Annotated in this window: 17 protein-coding genes and 1 tRNA gene; 1 reads left to right on the top strand and 17 read right to left on the bottom strand. The window is 70.0% G+C overall.

Features of this window, described 5'->3' with window-relative positions:
* Positions 1 to 108 precede the first annotated feature (108 nt).
* On the bottom strand, positions 109 to 1,404 hold the full coding sequence (gene urtA / locus CKO28_RS03895) for an urea ABC transporter substrate-binding protein (RefSeq protein WP_200339225.1): 1,296 nt from the start codon (positions 1,402 to 1,404) through the stop codon (positions 109 to 111).
* Positions 1,405 to 1,718: 314 nt separating this feature from the next.
* Positions 1,719 to 1,810 (bottom strand) — tRNA-Ser (locus CKO28_RS03890).
* A gap of 279 nt (positions 1,811 to 2,089) precedes the next feature.
* Between CKO28_RS03890 and CKO28_RS03885 the strand changes: the two genes are divergently transcribed.
* Positions 2,090 to 2,305, top strand: a complete 216-nt coding sequence (locus CKO28_RS03885) for a hypothetical protein (protein WP_200339224.1) — start codon at positions 2,090 to 2,092, stop codon at positions 2,303 to 2,305.
* 20 nt (positions 2,306 to 2,325) lie between these two features.
* Here CKO28_RS03885 and CKO28_RS03880 read toward each other — a convergent pair whose 3' ends face one another.
* From CKO28_RS03880 to tssG, 15 genes are all read right to left on the bottom strand, one after another.
* Positions 2,326 to 2,961 (bottom strand): glutathione S-transferase family protein, encoded by a 636-nt coding sequence (locus CKO28_RS03880; RefSeq protein WP_200339223.1) that lies wholly within the window; start codon positions 2,959 to 2,961, stop codon positions 2,326 to 2,328.
* 408 nt (positions 2,962 to 3,369) lie between these two features.
* Positions 3,370 to 4,005 carry a glutathione binding-like protein gene (locus CKO28_RS03875; RefSeq protein ID WP_242480318.1) on the bottom strand — a complete coding sequence of 212 codons (636 nt, stop codon included), beginning with the start codon at positions 4,003 to 4,005 and terminating at the stop codon, positions 3,370 to 3,372.
* Positions 4,006 to 4,133: 128 nt separating this feature from the next.
* Entirely contained in the window at positions 4,134 to 5,312 is a 1,179-nt protein-coding gene (locus CKO28_RS03870) for a trans-sulfuration enzyme family protein (RefSeq protein ID WP_242480317.1), read from the bottom strand.
* Between the two features lie 17 nt (positions 5,313 to 5,329).
* The gene (locus CKO28_RS03865) at positions 5,330 to 6,022 is read right to left on the bottom strand and encodes a glutathione S-transferase N-terminal domain-containing protein (RefSeq protein ID WP_200339222.1); all 693 of its coding nucleotides are present in this window, start codon (positions 6,020 to 6,022) and stop codon (positions 5,330 to 5,332) included.
* A 521-nt stretch (positions 6,023 to 6,543) separates the two neighbouring features.
* Positions 6,544 to 6,810 (bottom strand): hypothetical protein, encoded by a 267-nt coding sequence (locus tag CKO28_RS03860; protein ID WP_200339221.1) that lies wholly within the window; start codon positions 6,808 to 6,810, stop codon positions 6,544 to 6,546.
* Positions 6,811 to 7,270: 460 nt separating this feature from the next.
* Positions 7,271 to 8,725 (bottom strand): Asp-tRNA(Asn)/Glu-tRNA(Gln) amidotransferase subunit GatB, encoded by a 1,455-nt coding sequence (gene gatB / locus CKO28_RS03855; protein WP_200339220.1) that lies wholly within the window; start codon positions 8,723 to 8,725, stop codon positions 7,271 to 7,273.
* A gap of 7 nt (positions 8,726 to 8,732) precedes the next feature.
* Positions 8,733 to 10,229, bottom strand: a complete 1,497-nt coding sequence (gatA, locus tag CKO28_RS03850; protein ID WP_200339219.1) for an Asp-tRNA(Asn)/Glu-tRNA(Gln) amidotransferase subunit GatA — start codon at positions 10,227 to 10,229, stop codon at positions 8,733 to 8,735.
* A gap of 18 nt (positions 10,230 to 10,247) precedes the next feature.
* Positions 10,248 to 10,535: an Asp-tRNA(Asn)/Glu-tRNA(Gln) amidotransferase subunit GatC gene (gene gatC, locus CKO28_RS03845; protein WP_200339218.1), complete on the bottom strand. Its 288-nt coding sequence runs from the start codon at positions 10,533 to 10,535 to the stop codon at positions 10,248 to 10,250.
* A gap of 208 nt (positions 10,536 to 10,743) precedes the next feature.
* Complete coding sequence (locus tag CKO28_RS03840) at positions 10,744 to 10,998, bottom strand: hypothetical protein (protein ID WP_200339217.1); 255 nt, start codon at positions 10,996 to 10,998, stop codon at positions 10,744 to 10,746.
* 14 nt (positions 10,999 to 11,012) lie between these two features.
* Complete coding sequence (locus CKO28_RS03835) at positions 11,013 to 11,639, bottom strand: SPOR domain-containing protein (protein ID WP_200339216.1); 627 nt, start codon at positions 11,637 to 11,639, stop codon at positions 11,013 to 11,015.
* A 19-nt stretch (positions 11,640 to 11,658) separates the two neighbouring features.
* Positions 11,659 to 12,048, bottom strand: coding sequence for a DUF4280 domain-containing protein (locus tag CKO28_RS03830; RefSeq protein ID WP_200339215.1), 390 nt, complete (start codon positions 12,046 to 12,048; stop codon positions 11,659 to 11,661).
* A gap of 38 nt (positions 12,049 to 12,086) precedes the next feature.
* Positions 12,087 to 12,752 carry a toxin-antitoxin system YwqK family antitoxin gene (locus CKO28_RS03825; protein WP_200339214.1) on the bottom strand — a complete coding sequence of 222 codons (666 nt, stop codon included), beginning with the start codon at positions 12,750 to 12,752 and terminating at the stop codon, positions 12,087 to 12,089.
* Entirely contained in the window at positions 12,749 to 14,797 is a 2,049-nt protein-coding gene (locus tag CKO28_RS03820; protein ID WP_200339213.1) for a type VI secretion system tip protein TssI/VgrG, read from the bottom strand. The genes CKO28_RS03825 and CKO28_RS03820 overlap by 4 nt, the downstream gene beginning before the upstream one ends.
* 3 nt (positions 14,798 to 14,800) lie before the next feature.
* Positions 14,801 to 17,548 (bottom strand): type VI secretion system ATPase TssH, encoded by a 2,748-nt coding sequence (gene tssH, locus CKO28_RS03815; protein ID WP_200339212.1) that lies wholly within the window; start codon positions 17,546 to 17,548, stop codon positions 14,801 to 14,803.
* Entirely contained in the window at positions 17,545 to 18,714 is a 1,170-nt protein-coding gene (gene tssG, locus CKO28_RS03810; RefSeq protein ID WP_200339211.1) for a type VI secretion system baseplate subunit TssG, read from the bottom strand. The genes tssH and tssG overlap by 4 nt, the downstream gene beginning before the upstream one ends.

Below are 18,714 nucleotides of genomic sequence, written 5' to 3'. Positions count from 1 at the left end.
GAGCTCGGCGCCGCGCGCGACCGGGCCGGCCGGCCGCCCGCACCCGGCGTCCGCAGGTCGACGGGTACGGGCGGGCAGGACCGCGTGCCGGCGCGGCGCCGCTCAGGCTCAGTCGACGCCGATCAGACCGGCGTCGGCGAAGGTCGGCTCCTCACAGCCGCCACAGACCCAGGGATAGGTCCAATCGGCCGTCAGGTTCTCGCTCTCCGCCAGATAGTCGGACCAGGGATCGCCTGGGATGGCCTCGTCGGTCTTCTGCACGATGTTGAACTGACCGCCCGGGCCGATCTCGCCGATCATCACCGGCTTGGAGAGGTGGTGGTTCTCGTTCATCTCCACCTCGTAACCGGACAGCGACTGCACCGTCTGGCCGTACATCGCGTTGCGCACCGCCTCGACGTCGGTGGTCTGCGCCTGGCGAACCGCCTGGACCCACATGTTGAAGCCGATGTAGTGGGCCTCCATCGGATCGTTGACCACCCGGTCCTGGTCGCCGGTGAACTCCCGGAAGTTCTCGATGAACTGGTCGTTCTGCGGCGTCTCGACGGACATGAAGTAGTTCCAGGCCGCCAGGTGCCCGATCAGCGGGTCGGTATCGATGCCGGAGAGCTCCTGCTCGCCGACCGAGAAGGCGACCACCGGGATGTCCAGGGCGTCCACGCCCTGGTTCGCCAGCTCCTTATAGAACGGCACGTTGGCGTCGCCGTTGATCGTCGAGATCACGGCCGTGCGCTTGCCCTGGTTGGCGAACGATTTCACCCGGCTGATGATCGACTGCCAGTCGGAGTGCCCGAACGGCGTGTAGTTGACCATGATGTCCGCGTCCGGGATGCCGTTCTGGTTCAGGTAGGCATCCAGGATCTTGTTCGTGGTGCGCGGGAACACGTAGTCGGTCCCGAGCAGCGCGAACCGCTCGAAGCCCTGGTCGAGCAGGTACTTGGTCGCCGGGATCGACTGCTGGTTCGGCGCGGCGCCGGTATAGAAGATGTTCTTGGACGCCTCCTGCCCCTCGTACTGCACGGGATAGAACAGCAGGCCATTCAGTTCTTCGAACACCGGCAGCACCGCCTTGCGGCTGGCCGACGTCCAGCAGCCGAACACCACGTTGACGTCCTCGACCTCGATCAGCTGCCGCGCCTTCTCGGCGAACAGGTCCCAGTCGGAGGCCGGGTCGACGACCACCGTCTCGACCGGCCGGCCGAGCAGGCCGCCGCTGTCGTTCAGGCCGGAGACCATCATCTCGACCGTGTCCTTCAGCGTGGTCTCGGAGATCGCCATGGTGCCGGACAGGGAATGCAGCACGCCGACCTTGATCGGCTCGCCACTCTGCGCTGCGGCCTGGCCCCCCGCCAGGGCGAACGCCGCCCCGGCCGTCAGGCCCAACAGGCATTTGGGAAGTCGCATCGGGCTGGCCCTCCTCGTTGGCTTTCTTTGCAGCGTCTGCGAACGCGTGCTGCACTGCGCAAAAGCCGTGCCAACGCGGGACCCATGCCGTGCGGGGCGGAACGCCAGCGTTTCCGAAACGCCGATCGCGCCCGGCACCGCACACCATTTGTGCAGCCGCTGGTGCCGCATCGCACAAATGCCTAGGAATTGCGCAGGCAATGCGAGAAACGCATGCCGCGCCACACGCGGCGCATGACACGCTGCACATCTCGGGAAGATCGGAGATTTCAGGACACTTGGGGACGACTGGCGGGGCCAGCGCGGCCGGCACGTGGCGGAGAGGGTGGGATTCGAACCCACGGTGCCCAATTCAGGGCACACCGCCTTAGCAGGGCGGCGCCTTCGACCGCTCGGCCACCTCTCCGCGAGCGCTGCGCGTTCCGGGGCCGGCCGAACAGGGCCGGACGCAGCGTGCTTCCGCCTTCTAGCGACCGGTCGGCGGGGTTGTCAACGCGCCCGAAACCTCCGGCAGGCGCCGTGTGCACCCGGCCGGCGCATGGCGGTCGACTGGCGGCAGGTCGGACCCCTCCGGCCGGTCGGAAAAAGGTTAAGCCGGCAACGCGGCGTTAACCTTTACCGGGCTTTCATACCGGCCTCGCAGCCCGGGACGGGCCCCCCGGCAAACCGAATGGGAGCGCCTGCGATGACCCTATCGACCCCGACGATCGAGACGCTGATCGACCTCGTGGAGATCAAGCTGAGCTGCTTCGAGGTGTGGGACCGCGAGGACACGCGGGAGCTGAAGGCCCTGCAGAGCGCGCGCGACGAGCTGAGCGCGGCCCGCGCGGCGGCCGAGCGGGCGCGCCGGCGGCCGCGGGCGGTGCCGGCGCCAACCGAACGGCGCGTGGCGGTCGGCTAACCGCCCGGCCGCGAAGCCGGTTACCGCTTGGGCACGTCCATGCCGGCCCGCACGGCCGGGCGGTCGGCGAGCTCGGCGTACCAACGTTCGACGTTGGGAAACTCGGCCAGATCGACGCCGTGCCATTCGTGCCGCTGCGCCCAGGGGAAGGTCGCCATATCGGCGATCGTGTAGCTGGCGCCCGCGAGATAGGGCACCTCGGCCAGTCGCTTGTCGAGCACGCCGTAGAGCCGGCGGGTCTCGTTCGTGTAGCGCTCGATCCCGTAGGGCACGTTTTCCTTGGCGAAGCGGCGGAAATGGTGGGCCTGCCCCAGCATCGGCCCGAAGCCGCCCATCTGCCACATCAGCCATTCCACCGTGCGGTAGCGCCCGAGCGGATCGCCCGGCCAGAACAGTCCGGTCTTCTCCGCGAGATAGATCAGGATCGCCCCGCTTTCGAACAGCGCGAACGGGCCGCCGTCCGCCCCCGCCGGCCCGTCGGGATCGACGATCGCCGGGATCCGGTTGTTCGGGCTGATCTTCAGGAAGCCGGGCTCGAACTGCTCGCCCTCCCCGATGTTCACCGGGTGCACGGTATAGTCCAGGCCGCACTCCTCCAGCATGATCGAGACCTTGCGGCCGTTGGGCGTCGTCCAGGTGTAGAGGTCGATGGTCATGGCCAGGGCTCCAGGACGGATGCGGGGTTCTTGGGCGGGTTCGCGCGGCGCCTCGGCGGGTTGCCTCTCCGCCACGGGGAGAGACTCTTGCACGGCCGCTTTGGATCGCCGTCAGGCGTCCGTCGACACGGCCGCTACGCGGCCTGCTCAGGATGCCGTCAAAGGCTTTAAAGTGATAGCAAGATCAACAGCTTAAAAATATCGACGTCATCTTGAGCAGCCGACCGCAGGTCGGCGTGTCGAAGGACGCCTGACGGGCATAGCCAGCATCGTGCAAGAGTCTCCAGGGGAGGAGAGGTAATGCGCGGCGCGGGGCGGGCGCTCGCGGCAACCTGCCGATTGGCGCCTCGGCGGGCCCCGGCGGATGGTGGATTGCCGCCTGAACTCGGCAAATCCACCGCTACACGCCTACTCTTCCTGCTTGGGTACGTTCAGGCCGCGCGCGACCGCGGGCCGCGCCGCGATCTCGTCGTACCAGCGCTTGAGGTTGGGAAACTCGGCCAGGTCCTCGACGCCGTGCCACGGGTGGAAGCGCGCCCACGGCCAGGTCGCGATGTCGGCGATCGTGTACGCCTCGCCGGCGACGTAGGGCACCTTGGCGAGACGGGTGTCGAGCACGCCGTAAAGCCGCCGGGCCTCGCCCGTGTAGCGCTGCTGGCCGTAGGGCACGGTCTCCTTGGCCAGCTTGTTGAAGTGGTTCGCCTGGCCCAGCATCGGTCCGAACCCGCCCATCTGCCACATCAGCCATTCCACCGTGCGCCAATAGGGCTCCGGGTCGCGGGGCCAGAACTGGCCGGTCTTCTCGGCGAGGTACATCAGGATCGCGCCGGTCTCGAACAGCGGCAGCGGATGCCCCTCCGGACCGCGATGGTCGACGATCGCCGGGATCTTGTTGTTCGGGCTGATCTTCAGGAACGCGGGATCGAACTGCTGGTCCTTGGAGATGTCGACCTTGTGAACGGTGTAGTCCAGGCCGAGTTCCTCCAGCATGATCGAGACCTTGTGCCCGTTGGGTGTGCCGAAGGTGTAGAGATCGATGGTCAAGATCGCGCGCTTTCTGTTGCGAGAGATTGCGTGTGTGTTGGGTGGTCGCCGGGAAAGCGACCGGATCGGCGGGTCCCCTCTGCGCCACTGGGAGGAGAGCGGGTGAGGCTAGATCGAGCAGAAGCACTTCACGCCTGCTCCAGCGCCTGCTCCAGGTCGGCGATCAGGTCCTGGATGTCCTCGATGCCGACCGACAGGCGCAAAAGGTCGTCGGGGACGGGGCTGTCCTGGCCCTCGATCGTGGCGCGGTGTTCGATCAGGCTTTCGACCCCGCCAAGCGAGGTCGCGCGGACGAAGCGCTTGCAGGCCCCCAGCACCTTGAGCGCGCTCTTGCGCCCGCCGTTGACGCGCAGCGACAGCATGGCGCCGAAGCCGTCCTGCATCTGCATCGCCGCGATGCCGTGGCCGGGGTGCGTTTCCAGGCCGGGATAGAGCACCTCGGCGACCTTGGGATGGCCGTCGAAGTGCCGGGCGATCGACATGGCGTTCCCGCTCGCCCGCGGCACCCGCAGATAGAGCGTGCGCATGCCGCGCAGCAGCAGCCACGCCTCGAACGGGCCCAGAATGGCGCCGACGTTGGCGCGGTTGGCCCGGATGCGCTGCCAGATCTCCGCATCCGGGTCGTCGGTCACCAGCGCCCCGGCGACGACATCGCTGTGGCCGTTCAGCGACTTGGTCGCGGCGTGGAACACCAGGTCCGCCCCCAGCTCCAGCGGCCGGGTGTGCACCGGCGTGGCGACGGTTGAATCCACCGCCAGCAGCGCGCCGGCGTCGTGCGCGATCGCCGCGGTGCTGGCGATGTCGACCACGTCCCAGGTCGGGTTGCAGGGCGTCTCGATCCAGATCAGCGCGGTCTCGCCGGGCCGGACCGCGGACTCGATCGCCTCGGGATCGCTCGCCTCGACGAGGTCGAGCTCGAGCCCCCAGTCGGCGCAGAACCGGACCAGCCAGTTGCGCAGCGACCAGTACATCACCTTGGGCGCGATCACGTGGTCGCCGGGCCGGAGCGCCTGGAACACCGCCGCCGCGCCCGCCATGCCGGAGGCGAACAGCAGCGCCGCCTCGCCGCCCTCCAGTTCCGCCAGCAGCCGCTCGGCCGGGCGCACGCTGGGCGACTGGTCGCGGGCGTAGACGGCGTCGCCGATCAGCTGGTTGTCGCTGTCGCGGGCATAGGTGGTCGCCGGCTTGACGTCGGGGACGATCGCGCCGTCCTGCGGGTCCACGCCCTCCAGCGTCTGCGCCGCCAGCGTGGCCGGGTGCGGCGCCATCTTGGCGCGCTTCTTGGCGGCCTTGTCCTTCTTCGCCATCACGCGACCCAGCCGCTCTAGTGGCGCTGGTACTGGCTGGCGCCGAACAGCAGCTCGCGCGCCTTCTCGTCGAAGCCTTCCTTGCGCCGGTCGGCCAGGATCTCCAGCCCGCGCTGCACCGCCGGCCGGTCGGCGATCTTGTCGCGCCAGGCCTGGACGTTCGGGAACTCCTCGATCTCCACGCCCTGCTTGTCGGCCGAGCGGGTCCACGGGAAGGCGGCGATGTCGGCGATGGTGTAGTGCTCGCCCGCGAGATAGGGCGTCTCGGCCAGCCGGCGCTCCATCACGCCGTACAGCCGCTGGGTCTCGTTGGTGTAGCGGTCGTAAGCGTACTGGATGCGCTCGGGCGCGTACTGGCGGAAGTGGTGCGCCTGCCCCGCCATCGGACCCAGACCGCCCATCTGCCACATCAGCCACTGCAGGGTGCGGTAGCGCTTGGTCGGCTCGGAGGGCAGGAAATACCCGGTCTTCTCCGCCAGGTACTGCAGGATCGCACCGCTTTCGAACAGCGGCAGGGGATGACCCTCCGGGCCGTTACGATCGACGATCGCCGGCATCTTGTTGTTCGGCGAGATTTTCAGGAACGCGGGATCGAACTGGTCGCCGTTGGTAATGTCGACCGGATGGACCTCGTACTCCAGGCCGGTCTCCTCCAGCATGATGTGGACCTTATGGCCGTTCGGCGTCGGCCAGGTGTAGAGCTCGATCATGCGTATGCGTGCTCCCTATCTTCGCGCGCCGAATGACGCGGGGGCCTTCCCGCACGGCCGTCGCCGGCGCGGCGCGCGACGTTGCGTTGGGACGACGAAGTCGGCGTTGCCGGCTGAATAGCACGTGGGGTCCGGCGCCCGGAAAATCAAAAAACTGCGAAGATAGCGGCGGGTGGTGAACGCTGTTTTGACCGCCACGCACACCCGGTCCGCAGTGCCGACAGGGCCTGGGCAGCGGCGCCGCAGTCTGCGGCGCGGTGCCTAGAGCAAACTCGATGAAGGTCGAGTCGACCTCTATCGTGAATTTTGCTCTAACGGCTTGAAGAGGAGCAAGATTCAGCTGAAAGGTCATTCCACCTCAGCATCTTGCCCTAGCGTGCCATGGTATTTTGAATTGGAGGAATTCTAAAGTCGTCGTCTGGGTAGGCGTTTAGTCCGGACGGGCCGCGCGCCTTGAAAAGCCGCCGGGTCCGGCCGCGGGCGCTTGGATCGAGCGTGCGCCCGACACGCGACCGCGCGCGCTAGTGCAGCGGCGCGGGCTCGACCAGGCGCGTGACCAGGCGGTTCACCTGCTCGACCGGCTGGTTGGGATGGTGATGGCGGTAGACACGGGACGCCACCTGGTGCGCGTCGACGTGGCTCGCCCCGCGCGCCACCATCTCCCGATACGCGCGGCAGACCGCCTCGCGGCAGTTGCACGGCATGTTCGGGTCGAGCTTCTCGCACTGGATGTCGCGGGCGGTCTTGCCCCCTTCACCCTGTGTCGTGCCGTCGTTCTCGCGGGTCATGTCTCTTTCCTGCGGCTTGCGGCACCGGACGACCGTCTCGCGCCCGGCGATCGACCACCGAGTTTTCAAATCAGACCACGGCGGTCAGGTTTGGAATCTACGGCGATCCGCCGCCGGAAGCAAGGGGCGTCGCGCGCGGCCCGGCGGAAATGGCCCGGGGACCGATAAACCTGACCGCCGCCGTCCTGACCGCCGCCGTGCAGCCGAACAGCCCGCATGATCCCGGCGATGGGCAGATCACCCCGTCGGGCGCCCTTCGACACGGCCGCTGGCGCGGCCTGCTCAGGGCGATCTCGGGGGTCGGCGGCGGCGGTAAGGTGCGCGCGTTTCGGATCATGCGCCCGCATCGGATTCCTCCCTACGGGCGTTCCCTGAACCGAACGCCATCGCCGACGTCATGGTGAGCAGGCGCGACAGCGCCGTGTCGCACCCCGCCTAACGGGCAACGCCCCGCGCCTCCCTACCCCAGCTTCTTCGCCAGGATCTCGTTGACCAGCTTCGGGTTGGCCTTGCCGCCGGTCGCCTTCATCACCTGGCCGACGAACCAGCCCTTGACCTTCTGGTTGCCGTCCTGGACCTGGGCGACCTGGTCGGGGTTGTCGGCGACGATCTTGTCGACGATGCCTTCCAGCTCGCTGGTGTCGGTGATCTGCTTCAGGCCCTTGTCCTCGACGATCTGGCCGGCGGGCTTGCCGGTCTCCCACATCTCCTCGAAGACGTCCTTGGCGATCCGTCCGGAGATCGTCTCGTCGGCGATCAGGTCGAGCAGTTCGCCCAGCTTGGCGCTGTCGACCGGGGCCGCGTCGAGCTCCACGCCGGCCTTGTTGAGGGCGCCGAAGAAGTCGCCGGTGAACCAGTTGGCGGCCAGCTTGGGATCGCGGCCCTTGGCCAGCGTCTCGAAGAAGTCGGCGTAGGCCTGTTCGGCGACCAGCACGCCCGCGTCGTAGGCGCTCAGACCGTACTCGTCGATGAACCGCTGCTTCTTCTCGTCCGGCAGCTCCGGCATCGACGCCTTGATCCGCTCGACCCAGTCGTTCTCGACGATCAGCGGCAGGATGTCGGGATCGGGGAAGTAGCGGTAGTCGTGCGCGTGCTCCTTGCCGCGCAGGGCCCGGGTCTCACGCTTGTCGGGATCGTACAGGCGGGTCTGCTGCTCGATCTCGCCGCCGTCCTCCAGGATCTCGATCTGCCGAGTCGCCTCCGCCTCGATCGCCTGCATGATGAAGCGCACCGAGTTGACGTTCTTGAGCTCGCAGCGCGTCCCCAGATCGCCGCCCGGCTTGCGCACCGAGACGTTGATGTCGCAGCGCATCGACCCCTCGGCCATGTTGCCGTCGCAGGTGCCGAGATAGCGCAGGATCGAGCGCAGCTTGTTGACGTAGGCGCCGGCCTGCTCGGGGCTGGTGATGTCGGGCTTGGAGACGATCTCCATCAGCCCCACGCCGGAGCGGTTGAGGTCGATGTAGGTCTTCCCCGGCTCCTGGTCGTGCAGCGACTTGCCGGCGTCCTGCTCCATGTGCAGGCGCTCGATGCCGACCGGCACGACCGAGCCGTCGGGCATGTCGAGGTAGACCGTCCCCTCGCCCACCAGCGGGTGCAGGTACTGGCTGATCTGGTAGCCCTGCGGCAGGTCGGCGTAGAAGTAGTTCTTGCGCTCGAACGCGGACCAGCGGTTGATCTCCGCGCGCAGGCCGAGACCCGTCTTGACCGCCTGCTCGACGCAGAACTGGTTCACCCGCGGCAGCATGCCGGGCATGCCGGCATCCACCGGCGAGACCTGGCTGTTCGGCTCCGCCCCGAACTCGGTCGCGGCCGCGGAGAACAGCTTGGAGTCCGAGATGATCTGGGCGTGGATCTCGAGGCCGCAGACGACCTCCCACTCGCCGGTGTCGCCTTGGAGACGGTAGTCCGCCATAGCTCGCTTATCTCCCCGCCACGAAGGCCGGTTCGGCCGTGAAGTTCGCCGCCTTTTCCATCACCTCGCCGGCGCGCAGGACGGTTTCCTCGTCGAACGCGCGGCCGATCAGCTGCAGGCCGAGCGGCAGGCCGCTCGCGTCCAGGCCGGCCGGGACCGACAGCGCGGGCAGCCCGGCCAGGCTGGCCGGCACGGTGAAGACGTCGTTCAGGTACATCGCGATCGGATCGTCGGCGAGTTCGCCCACGCCGAAGGCCGCGTTCGGGCTGGTCGGCGCCAGGATCACGTCGCACTGCTTATAGGCTTCGGCGAAATCCTGGGCGATCAGGGTGCGCACCTTGCGCGCCTTGTTGTAGTAGGCGTCGTAATACCCGGCGGAGAGCACGTAGGTGCCGATCAGCACCCGGCGCTTGACCTCGTCGCCGAAGCCGGCCGCGCGGGTCGCCTCGTACATCTCGTCGAGCGAGCTGCCCGCGGTCTCACGCAGGCCGAAGCGCACGCCGTCGTAGCGGGCCAAGTTGGACGACGCCTCCGCAGGGGCGATGATGTAGTAGGCCGGCAGGGCGTAATGCGTGCGCGGCAGCGAGATCTCCACCGGCTCGGCGCCCGCGTCCTTCAGCCAGTCGAGGCCCTGCTGCCACAGCTCCTCGATCTCCCTGGGCATGCCGTCGACGCGGTACTCCTTGGGGATGCCGACCTTGAGCCCGCGGATGTCGCCGGTCAGCGCCGCCTCGTAATCCGGTACCGGCGTGTCGACGCTGGTGCCGTCGTTGTCGTCGAAACCGGCCATGCCGCCCAGCAGGATCGCGCAGTCGCGCACCGTGCGCGCCATCGGCCCGGCCTGGTCGAGCGAGCTCGCGAACGCCACGATGCCGAAACGCGAGCAGCGGCCGTAGGTCGGCTTCAGGCCGGTGATGCCGGTCAGCGCCGCCGGTTGGCGGATCGAACCGCCGGTGTCGGTGCCGGTGGCGCCCAGCGCCGCGCGTGCGGCGACCGCGCTGGCGGAGCCGCCGGACGAGCCGCCCGGCACCAGCGGGCGGTTGTCGCCCTGCCGCCGCCAGGGGTTCTCGGCCGCGCCGTAGTAGCTGGTCTCGTTGGACGAGCCCATGGCGAACTCGTCCAGGTTGGTCTTGCCCAGCATCACGGCACCGGCATCCCAGAGCTTGGACGTCACGGTCGACTCGTAGGGCGGGGTGAAGCCGTCCAGGACGTGGCTGCCGGCGGTGGTCAGCACGTCCTTGGTGCAGAACAGGTCCTTGATCGCGATCGGCACGCCGTCGAGCGGGCCGCGGCTTTCGCCTTTCTGCCGACGGGCGTCGGCGGCCTCCGCCATGGTCGACGCGCGCTCCGGCGTCTCGGTGATGTAGGCCTTGAGCTGGCGGGCGCTTTCCACCGCCTGGACGTGCGCCTGGGTCAGCTCCTTGGACGAGAGTTCGCCGTTCGCCAGCGCGTCGCGCGCCTGGGCGAGGGTCATCTCGGTCGGGCGGCTCGGGGTGTCGGCCATGAAAGATCGATACTCGCGTTATTCGACGACGCGGGGCACGACGAAGTAGCCCTGCTTGGACTCGGGCGCGTTCTTCAGGATGTCGTCCTGCCGGTCGCCGTCCTTGATGACGTCCTTGCGCAGGCTGTGCTGCACCTCGACCACGCTGGTCATCGGCTGCACGCCCTCGGTGTCCAGCTCGCCCAATTCGTCGATCCAGCCCAGGATGTTGGACAGCTCCTTGGTCAGGGCTTCCTGCTCGGCGTCGTCGACCTTGATGCGGGCCAGCTTCGCGATTCCGGCGACGGTGTCCTTGTCGACCGCCATGCCACCTTCCCTTGCGACTGCCGGACGGCCGGGCGCCAGGGCGCGCCGGCGGCGTCTTGGTCGGCCTGATTGGCGTGAAAACCGCACACCGGCGACCGGCCGCGAACGGCCGCGACCGCCGGCGGCGCGAAACCGGCCGGAACCTAGCACCGCCCCCGTGGGCTCGCAAGCCGGCGGAAACGGCCCGAGAGAGGTGCGGACAGCCGGCCTAATCGAACTCGATCTTGACGTCGATCGACGGCCGGATGCGCGATCCCGCGCGCCGGCCGGCCGCGCTGCGGTGGCGGTCGAACAGGTCGACCACGCGCACGTCGCGCTCGTACTTCTCGCCGCGCCGGAACTGGCTGTTGATCTCGACCGCGGCGCCCTGGTTCCGGCCCCGCAGCGTCGTCACCACGTCGCCCCGGAAGCCGGAGCCAAGCGACAGCGACCCCGAACGACGCGGGCGGGTGGGCGAGCTCATGCCCAAACCCTACCCTACCGATCAGCGCCGGCGTTAGCGGCTTGTGCCGGCGGCGGGGCGATCAAGGCGTCGACCCCGAGTTCGGTGCGGATCTGCATCGCCGCCTCCGCCGCGCGCGCCCGGCTGTCGAAGCCATCCACGACCACCCGGAACCAGGGACCGTCCGGGCTTCCAAGCTGGACCACCCGGGCCGCGAAGCCGGCCGCGATCAGGCGGTTCGCCGCGGCCGTCGCGCGCGCCGCGACCGCATGCTCGCCCGCCTGCACGCTGTAGCCGGTGGGGCCGGCGTCGACAGCCGCGCCGCCGCCCGGCTCCGGTGCACCCGGCCCGTCGGGTTCCGTGTCATCGGCTGGCGCACTGGGCGAGGCGGACGCGCCGTCGTTCCCGGCGGCGGTGTCATGGCTGGCGGCGGCGCCGTCCGGTGCCTTCGGGCCGGCGCCGGCCGCGCCGGCGTCACCGTCGGCGCGGCCGTCCGGCACCGCTGCCACGGCCGGCGACGACGCTGACCCGGCGTCCTGGGCGGTGTCCCCCAGATCGGCGGCGGTGCTGAGCCCAAGCAAGAAGCCGGCGGCGAACGCCAGCAGCGCGATCAGCAGGACCGCGCCGAGCAGCCCCGCAATCTTGCCGTGCGACAGCGCCATCGCCTCCTCCCCGCCGGCGTCAGGCCACCGTTTCGGTCGCCTGACCGGCGAACGAAATCTGGATCACCCCGCCCCAGGCGCAGAAACACTGCGAGCTGTCGGTCAGCGCGGGCTGGCTGGCGATCAGGCAGGTCGGCGCGCCCGGAACCCACGGTCCGGTCGTCACCGGCACGCACGGCATCGGCGTCAGCACCCCGAACGCCGCCGCGGTCGCGGAGGCGACCTGCGGGTTGGCGATCGAGGTGCACATCGCGAACGGCGGGATGTTGGCGATCGGCGCGAAGTCCATGATCGTCGCCGCCGGCATGCCGGACGACAGCACGGTCTGGTTGGAGGTCACCAACAGGCTGCCCGGCGCGGTGCCGAACGAGCAGCTCATCATCGCCCCCATCACCACCTGGTTCGCCATCCATCGTCTCCTTCGGGTGTGCCGGCGGGCGCGGGCGCTCAGCCGCCCAGCAGGCGCCGCCACAGAGGTTTGCGTTTCGCCTTGCCGGTCCGGGGATCCAGCGGCCGGCCCTTGGCATCGTAAAGCCGCGGCGGGCCGTTCGCCTTGCCGGCCTGGAAGTGCTGGCGGCGCTGCACCGTCCTGCCGTCGGGATGGTAGGCGACCTGCCAGCCATGCGGCTTGCCGCCGTCGAGCGGAGTCGCCTCCTGCAGCCGGCCCGACAGCGGGTAGAAGGTGCGCGCGGTGCCGACCGGCTGGCCGTGTTCGTGATCGACCTCCCGCAGCTTGCGCCCGGCCGCGTCGAACAGGCGGGCCGGGCCGTGCCGCCGGCCGGCGAGATAGCTTTCCTCCGCCGTCACCACGCCGCCGGGGCCGAAACTCCGCGTAACCCCGTGCAGTTGGCCCATGGCGTAGCGCGCCTCCCGCTGCACTTCGCCGCCGGCGTAGGTCCGCAGGTGGCCGTGCAGCAGCCCGCCGACGAAGGTCATTTCCGCCGTGCGCGCACCGGTCTCGTCGAACAGCTCGGTGACGCCGTCCGGCTTGCCCGCGGACAGCTGCTGGCGGCTCAGCAGCCGGCCGTCCGCGGCGAACACCTCGCGCGCGCCTTCCGCCACGCCGCCCAACAGCGGCACCCGCTCGACCAAATTGCCGGCGTCGGCGGTCAATTGATCTGCACCATGCTGCCCTTGACCGCGCAGATCGCGCCGGCCTGGACGGTGGTGTTGGCGTCCGCCTTGACGGTGACGTTGGGCGCCTCGTCGCTGAGCGAGACCCCGCCCTTGTTGGTCAGCGCGGTCCCGGCCTCGTTGGTCATGTCGGTGCCCGACTTGGTCGAGTAGGAGGTGCCGGCCTCGCTGGACCAGGCGCCGCCGGCCTCGATCGTGACGTCGCCGCCCGCGCTGATGCTGATCGCGCCGCCGGCGGTGATCGTCACGTCGCCCGAGACCTCGATGGTCAGGTTGCCGCTCACGCTCAGGCTGTAGTCGCCGGCGACCGTCTGGGTGAAGTTGGCCTGGTTGGTCCGGGTCTCGTCGCCGGTCACGGTGATCTCACGGGTGCCGCCGACGCTGTGCGTCTCGTTGCCGGCGGTGACGTCGACCGTCCGGTCGCCCTCAGCCACCGTCAGGCTTTCGTCGCCCTTGTCCACGCCGACCGTGCGGTCGCCCTGCTGGACGCTCAGCGTGTCGTTGCCGGCGATCACCGTCGTGGTGCGGTCGTTCTCGACGTCGGTGACCAGGTCCTTCTGGGCGTGGACGTAGATCTCCTCCGACCCGGCCGCGTCCTCGAAGCGCAGTTCGTTGAAGCCGTCGCCGCCCTTGGAGGAGTTCGACTTGATCGTGCTCTTGGTCTGCTCGCCCGGCATGTCGTAGGGCAGCGTATTGTCGGCGTTGTAGACCGTGCCGGTGACCAGCGGCCGGTCGGGATCGCCTTCCAGGAAGGTGACCACCACCTCCTGCCCGATCCGGGGCAGCCACCAGGCGCCCCAGGACGCGCCCGCCCAGAGCTGCGCGACCCGGATCCAGCAGGACGCGTTCTCGTCGCCCGCGCCGTCCTGGTCCCACGGGAACTGGACCTTGATCCGGCCGTACTCGTCGGTCCAGATCTCCTCGCCGCTCTTGCCCACCACCCGGGCCGTCTGGCTGCCGGGGATGCGCGGCTTGGGCGTTATCAGCGGCGGGCGGAACGGCACGCTGGCCGGGATCGCCTCGAACGCCGCCTGGTAGCGTTCGGTGTCCGCGCGGTGCTGCACCCGGGTGACGACGTAGGCCTGGTTGACGTCGTCGCGCGGATGGTCCCGCAGCGTGACCTTGAAGCCGCTGACCAGCGCACGGGCGCTGCCTTCGGCGTGCAGGACGGTCGCCGGCGCCTCCAGGGCTTCCATCCGCAGCTTGGCGAGCGACTGGCCGCGCGCGGTCTTGGCGTACAGGCCCGGGTATTCGTAGACCGCCTGCCCGTCGGCCGCGCCCTCGGCGGTGACGTAGAGTTCCGTCGCCGGCGTCTCGAAATTGTAGTCGTCGCTCGCATAGGCGCCCGGCACCACCTGCTGTTCCAGGCGCAGGCTGCTGACCCGGTCGTCGACCTCCCGGTCCATCAGCGCGCCCGGCCGGTAGGTCAGGGTCGCGATCTCCGGCGTGTCCGCGTGCGCGTCGGCGTCGTCGGCCAGCACCAGGGTGTGCAGCCCGTCGGCGTGTTCGTGGAAGTAGAAGATCCCCTCCTCCTGCATCAGCCGGCTGACGAAGGCGAAGGCGCTCTCGCGGTATTGCACGCAGAAGGTGCGCGGCTGGTACTCGGCCGTGGTGGCGTTGCGGTAGTCCTGGAAGCCCAGCTCGTCGAACACCGCGGTGACGATCTCGACCACCGTCTGCTGCTGGAAGATCTTGCAGCCGCGCTGCTGGCTCAGCTGCCACAGCCACGGGCGCAGCACCGCGCGGTAATGGGTGAAGCGCCCGTCGCTGCCGACCTGGGCGAAGCGCGCGACCACGCCGTTCAGATAGCGCTTGCCGCCGCTCGACAGCTCGAACGCGACCGTCGCCGGCTTGCCGACCAGGTCATCGAAGGCGATCGCGGCGTCGCCGGAGGCAAGGTCGAGCTCGAAGCGGAACGGCTCCGACAGCGCCTCCTCCCCCGCGAGCGCGCGAAACAACAGGACATCCTTGCCGAGCGGGGTGGTGACCGAGACGTTACGCCGATCCTGGGTATAATCCGCCACCGCCTAGCCCTCCGCCGGTCCGTCCGCGGCGCGGTCCAGGCCGGTGCCGCCGCGCGCCTGGAACTCGTAGGCGAAGTTGCCGCCGGCATCCAGACCGACGTGCACCAGCGGCACCCCCTCGCCCGCCGACAGCCGCGCCAGGATCTCCGAGGACAGATCGGGCAGCAGCGTGTGGCTCAGGATATGGTCGAGCGCGCGGGCGCCCGACTGGCTCTCCCGGCAGCGCCGCAGGACCGCCTCCAGCACCGCCTGGTCGTACGACAGTTCGCTGCGGTGGTTGTCCCAGAAGCGCTCCTGGATGCGCGCCAGCTTGAGGCGCACGATCCGGCGCAGCTGGTCGTCGCCGAGCGGGTAATACGGCACCACCACCATCCGGCCGAGCAGCGCCGGCTTGAACACGCGCGTCAGGTCCGGGCGGATCGCTTCCGCCAGCGTCTCGGCGTCCGGCCGGGCCTGGCGGCAGCGCGCCTCGATGAGCTCGGCGGCGACGTTGCTGGTCAGCAGCACGACCACGTTGCGGAAGTCGACCGGGACGCCGTCGCTGTCCTCCAGCACGCCCTTGTCGAACACCTGGTAGAACAGCTCCATCACGTCCGGGTGCGCCTTCTCCACCTCGTCCAGCAGGACGACCGCGTACGGGTTGCGGCGGACCGCTTCGGTCAGCACGCCGCCGCGGCCGTAGCCGACGTAGCCCGGCGGCGCGCCCTTCAGGCCGGAGACGGTGTGCGGCTCCTGGTATTCCGACATGTTGATGGTGACCATGTTGCGCTCGCCGCCGTACAGCAGCTCGGCGAGCGAGACGGCCGTCTCCGTCTTGCCGACCCCGGACGGGCCGACCAGCAGGAACACGCCGGTCGGCTTGCCCGGCTCGTCCAGGCCGGCGCGGAAGGTGCGGATGCGCCGGGCGATGGCATCCATCGCCGGGTCCTGGCCGACGATCCGCTCGGTCAGACGGTCCTTGAGCGCGATCACCGCCTGGATCTCGTCGGTCACCATCTTGCCGACCGGCACGCCGGTCCAGGCCGAGATCACCTCGGCGACCACCTGGCTGTCGACGTGCACCGGGACCATCACGGTCTCGTCGCGCAGAGTGTCGAGCGACAGGCGCTGGGTCGCCAGATCCTCCAGCAGCGGCTCGGCCGGGCTCTCGCCGTCCTCCAGCCGCTGCTCCAAATCGCGGATGCGGTGGACCAGCGCGCTTTCCTGCTGCCAGCGCGCGCTCAGCCGGATGCGCTCCTCCTCCAGATGTTCGAGCGCCTCGGTCAGCTCCTGCAGCCGTTCGCGATGGTCGCGCCCGCTTGGCTGCTCGCGCTCCAGCAGCCGGACCTCCTCGCCAAGCGCGGCCAGCCGGCGTTCGGTCTCCTCCAGGCGCGCCGGGCGGGCGGCCTGGCCGATCGCCACCCGCGCGCAGGCGGTGTCGAGCACGGAAATCGCCTTGTCCGGCAGTTGCCGGCCCGACAGGTAGCGGTGCGACAGGCGCACGGCATCCTTCACCGCCTCGTCCAGGACGCGCACGCCGTGATGCGCTTCCATCTTGGCGACCAGGCCGCGGACCATCTCGATCGCGCTGGCCTCGGGCGGTTCGCCGACCTTGACGACCTGGAAGCGGCGGACCAGCGCGGCGTCGCGCTCGAAGTATTTCTTGTATTCGGCCCAGGTGGTGGCGGCGATCGTGCGCAGCTCGCCGCGGGCAAGCGCGGGTTTCAACAGGTTGGCGGCGTCGCCCTGCCCGGCCTGCCCGCCCGCGCCGATCAGCTGGTGCGCCTCGTCGATGAACAGGATCACCGGCCGGGGCGAGCCCTGCACCTCCTCGATCACCTGCTTCAGGCGGCTTTCGAACATGCCGCGCATGCTGGCGCCCGCCTGCAGCAGGCCCAAATCGAGCACCCGAACCTCGACCTCGCGCAGCGCCTCCGGCACCTCGTCGGCGCGCACGACCAGCGCGGCGAAACCCTCGACGATCGCGGTCTTGCCGACGCCGGGATCGCCGACCAGGATCGGGTTGTTCTGGCGCCGGCGCATCAGGATGTCGACCACCTGCCGGACCTCGGCATCCCGGCCGACGACGGGATCCAGCCGGCCGGCACGGGCGGCGGCGGTCAGATCGATGGTGTAGGCCGCGAGCGCCTCCCGCCCATCGGCGCCGGCGTCGGTGTGGTCGCCGGACGGGCGGGTCCGCCGGGTCGACTTGGCCGCCTTGCGTTCGGCCGCGCGGTCGATCCCGTGGTCCCGGGCCAGCGTCTCGGCGCGCTCCGAGGCGGCCGGATCGGCCGGCGTCTCGGAACCGTCGGCAAGGCCGTCCGCGAGATCCCTGGCGAGCCGGTCGCGCGGCACGTCCGTCAGCGCCGGCACCGCCGCCACCAGGTCGCGGCGCAGCCGGTCGCTGTCGAACAGCGCCTGGACCAGCGCGCCCGAGCGGATGCTCGCCGCCCGGTAGCTGAGCGAGGCGACCAGCCAGGCCTGCTGCAACAGCTCGCACAGCTGGCCGGAGAATACCGGATCGCGGGTCGCGCCCTTGCGGAAGCCCGCGATCGCACGGTGCAGATCGTCCTGCACGAGGCCGGCGTCGATGTCGTAGCGGGCCAGGATACGCACCGCGTCCGACTGCGGCTGATCCAGCAGGCGGACCAGCAGGTGCTCGACCTCGACCGAGAAGTTGGCGTTCTGCACGCACAACTGCACCGCGCCTTCGAGGGCGCGGCGGCAGACCGGGTCGAGCGCGTCGACCAGGCGGCGCAGGTCCATGGTCATCGCGTCCCTTCGAGCCGGGCGCGCCAAGCGTCGCTGTACACGCTGAGACGCACCGGCGCCTGCGGGCCGGCGACCGGGCGCGTCTTGAGATAGCTGGTCCAGCCCAAACGCGCCCCGTCGCGCCGCGATACCCGCGCCTGCGGGGCGGCCAAAACGTGCGTGTCGGTCAGCGCGCGCAGCGTAGGCGGCGGCACGTTGGGCGCCGGGAAGGCTTGCGCGCGCGGGCGGACCTGCCGGTCCCGCGGCAGCGCCGCGTCCGCGCCGGGTACCAGCGTCACATCGACCTGCGCCCGCCTGTCGAGATAGAAGCCGGCCAGCAACTGCAGCTCGCCGAAACCGGCGCCACCGGGCAGGAAGGGCGCCAGCCGGCCGGGCGGGAGCGGGCCCAGGTCGACCGCCAGCTTGCCGTCCTGCTCCCAGGTCCGGCGGCCCAGCACGGCACTCCGGCCGAGCACCGCGTTCTGGCCCAGGCGCGCGCCCAGGCGCGTGTGTACGTCCGCCGGCAGGCGCTGCCAGCGGCCGATCAGGGGACGTACGCGTACGGGCGCATCGAGGTAGTCCGACAGCAGCGCAGCCAGCCCGGCCTGGCTGCGCGGCTGGCGGTTGATCAGGCCGGCGTATTTCAGCAGCGCCCGGTCGGGCACCCGGTGCCGGCCGTCGGTCAGGCGCCGGTCCAGGCCGCCGGTCGCCAGCCCCAGCAGCGCGTTCAGGTAGAGCGCCCAGGGGCCGCGGTCCGGCAGGTCCGGGCTCAGCACCGGCTGATGCTTGCGCCGGGCGCGATAGAACACCGCCAGCAGCCGGTCGTTCAGGATGTCCAGGAAGTCACTGGGCCCGGTGTCGCCGCGCGCCGCGCGGTCGATCAGCAGCTCGGTCACGACCTGCGGCAGCGGGCCGTGCTCACCCGCCAGGCCCAGGAAGTTGACCCGCAGCCGGTCGGCGCCGCCGGTCGCGGCCCCGCGGTCGAGCGAGTCGACCGAGCCGCGCGCGAACGCGAGGTCGACGGTGGCGGCGAAACGCACGGCCTGCGCGTCGAGCGGGCCGGGCTCCCCGGGGGAGACCGGCGGCGGGCCGTTCGGATCGGCGCGCCGGCGGGCCAGCTGTTCCAGAAGACGCACGGCCGGCCGGAACTCGTAGCGGCCGAAATCCGGAGTGGACGCGTCGGTCAT

Source organism: Rhodovibrio sodomensis, assembly GCF_016583645.1.
GTDB lineage: Bacteria > Pseudomonadota > Alphaproteobacteria > Kiloniellales > Rhodovibrionaceae > Rhodovibrio > Rhodovibrio sodomensis.
The sequence above is the reverse complement of the archived record's forward strand: the minus strand, read 5'-3'. Positions and strand labels throughout refer to the sequence as shown.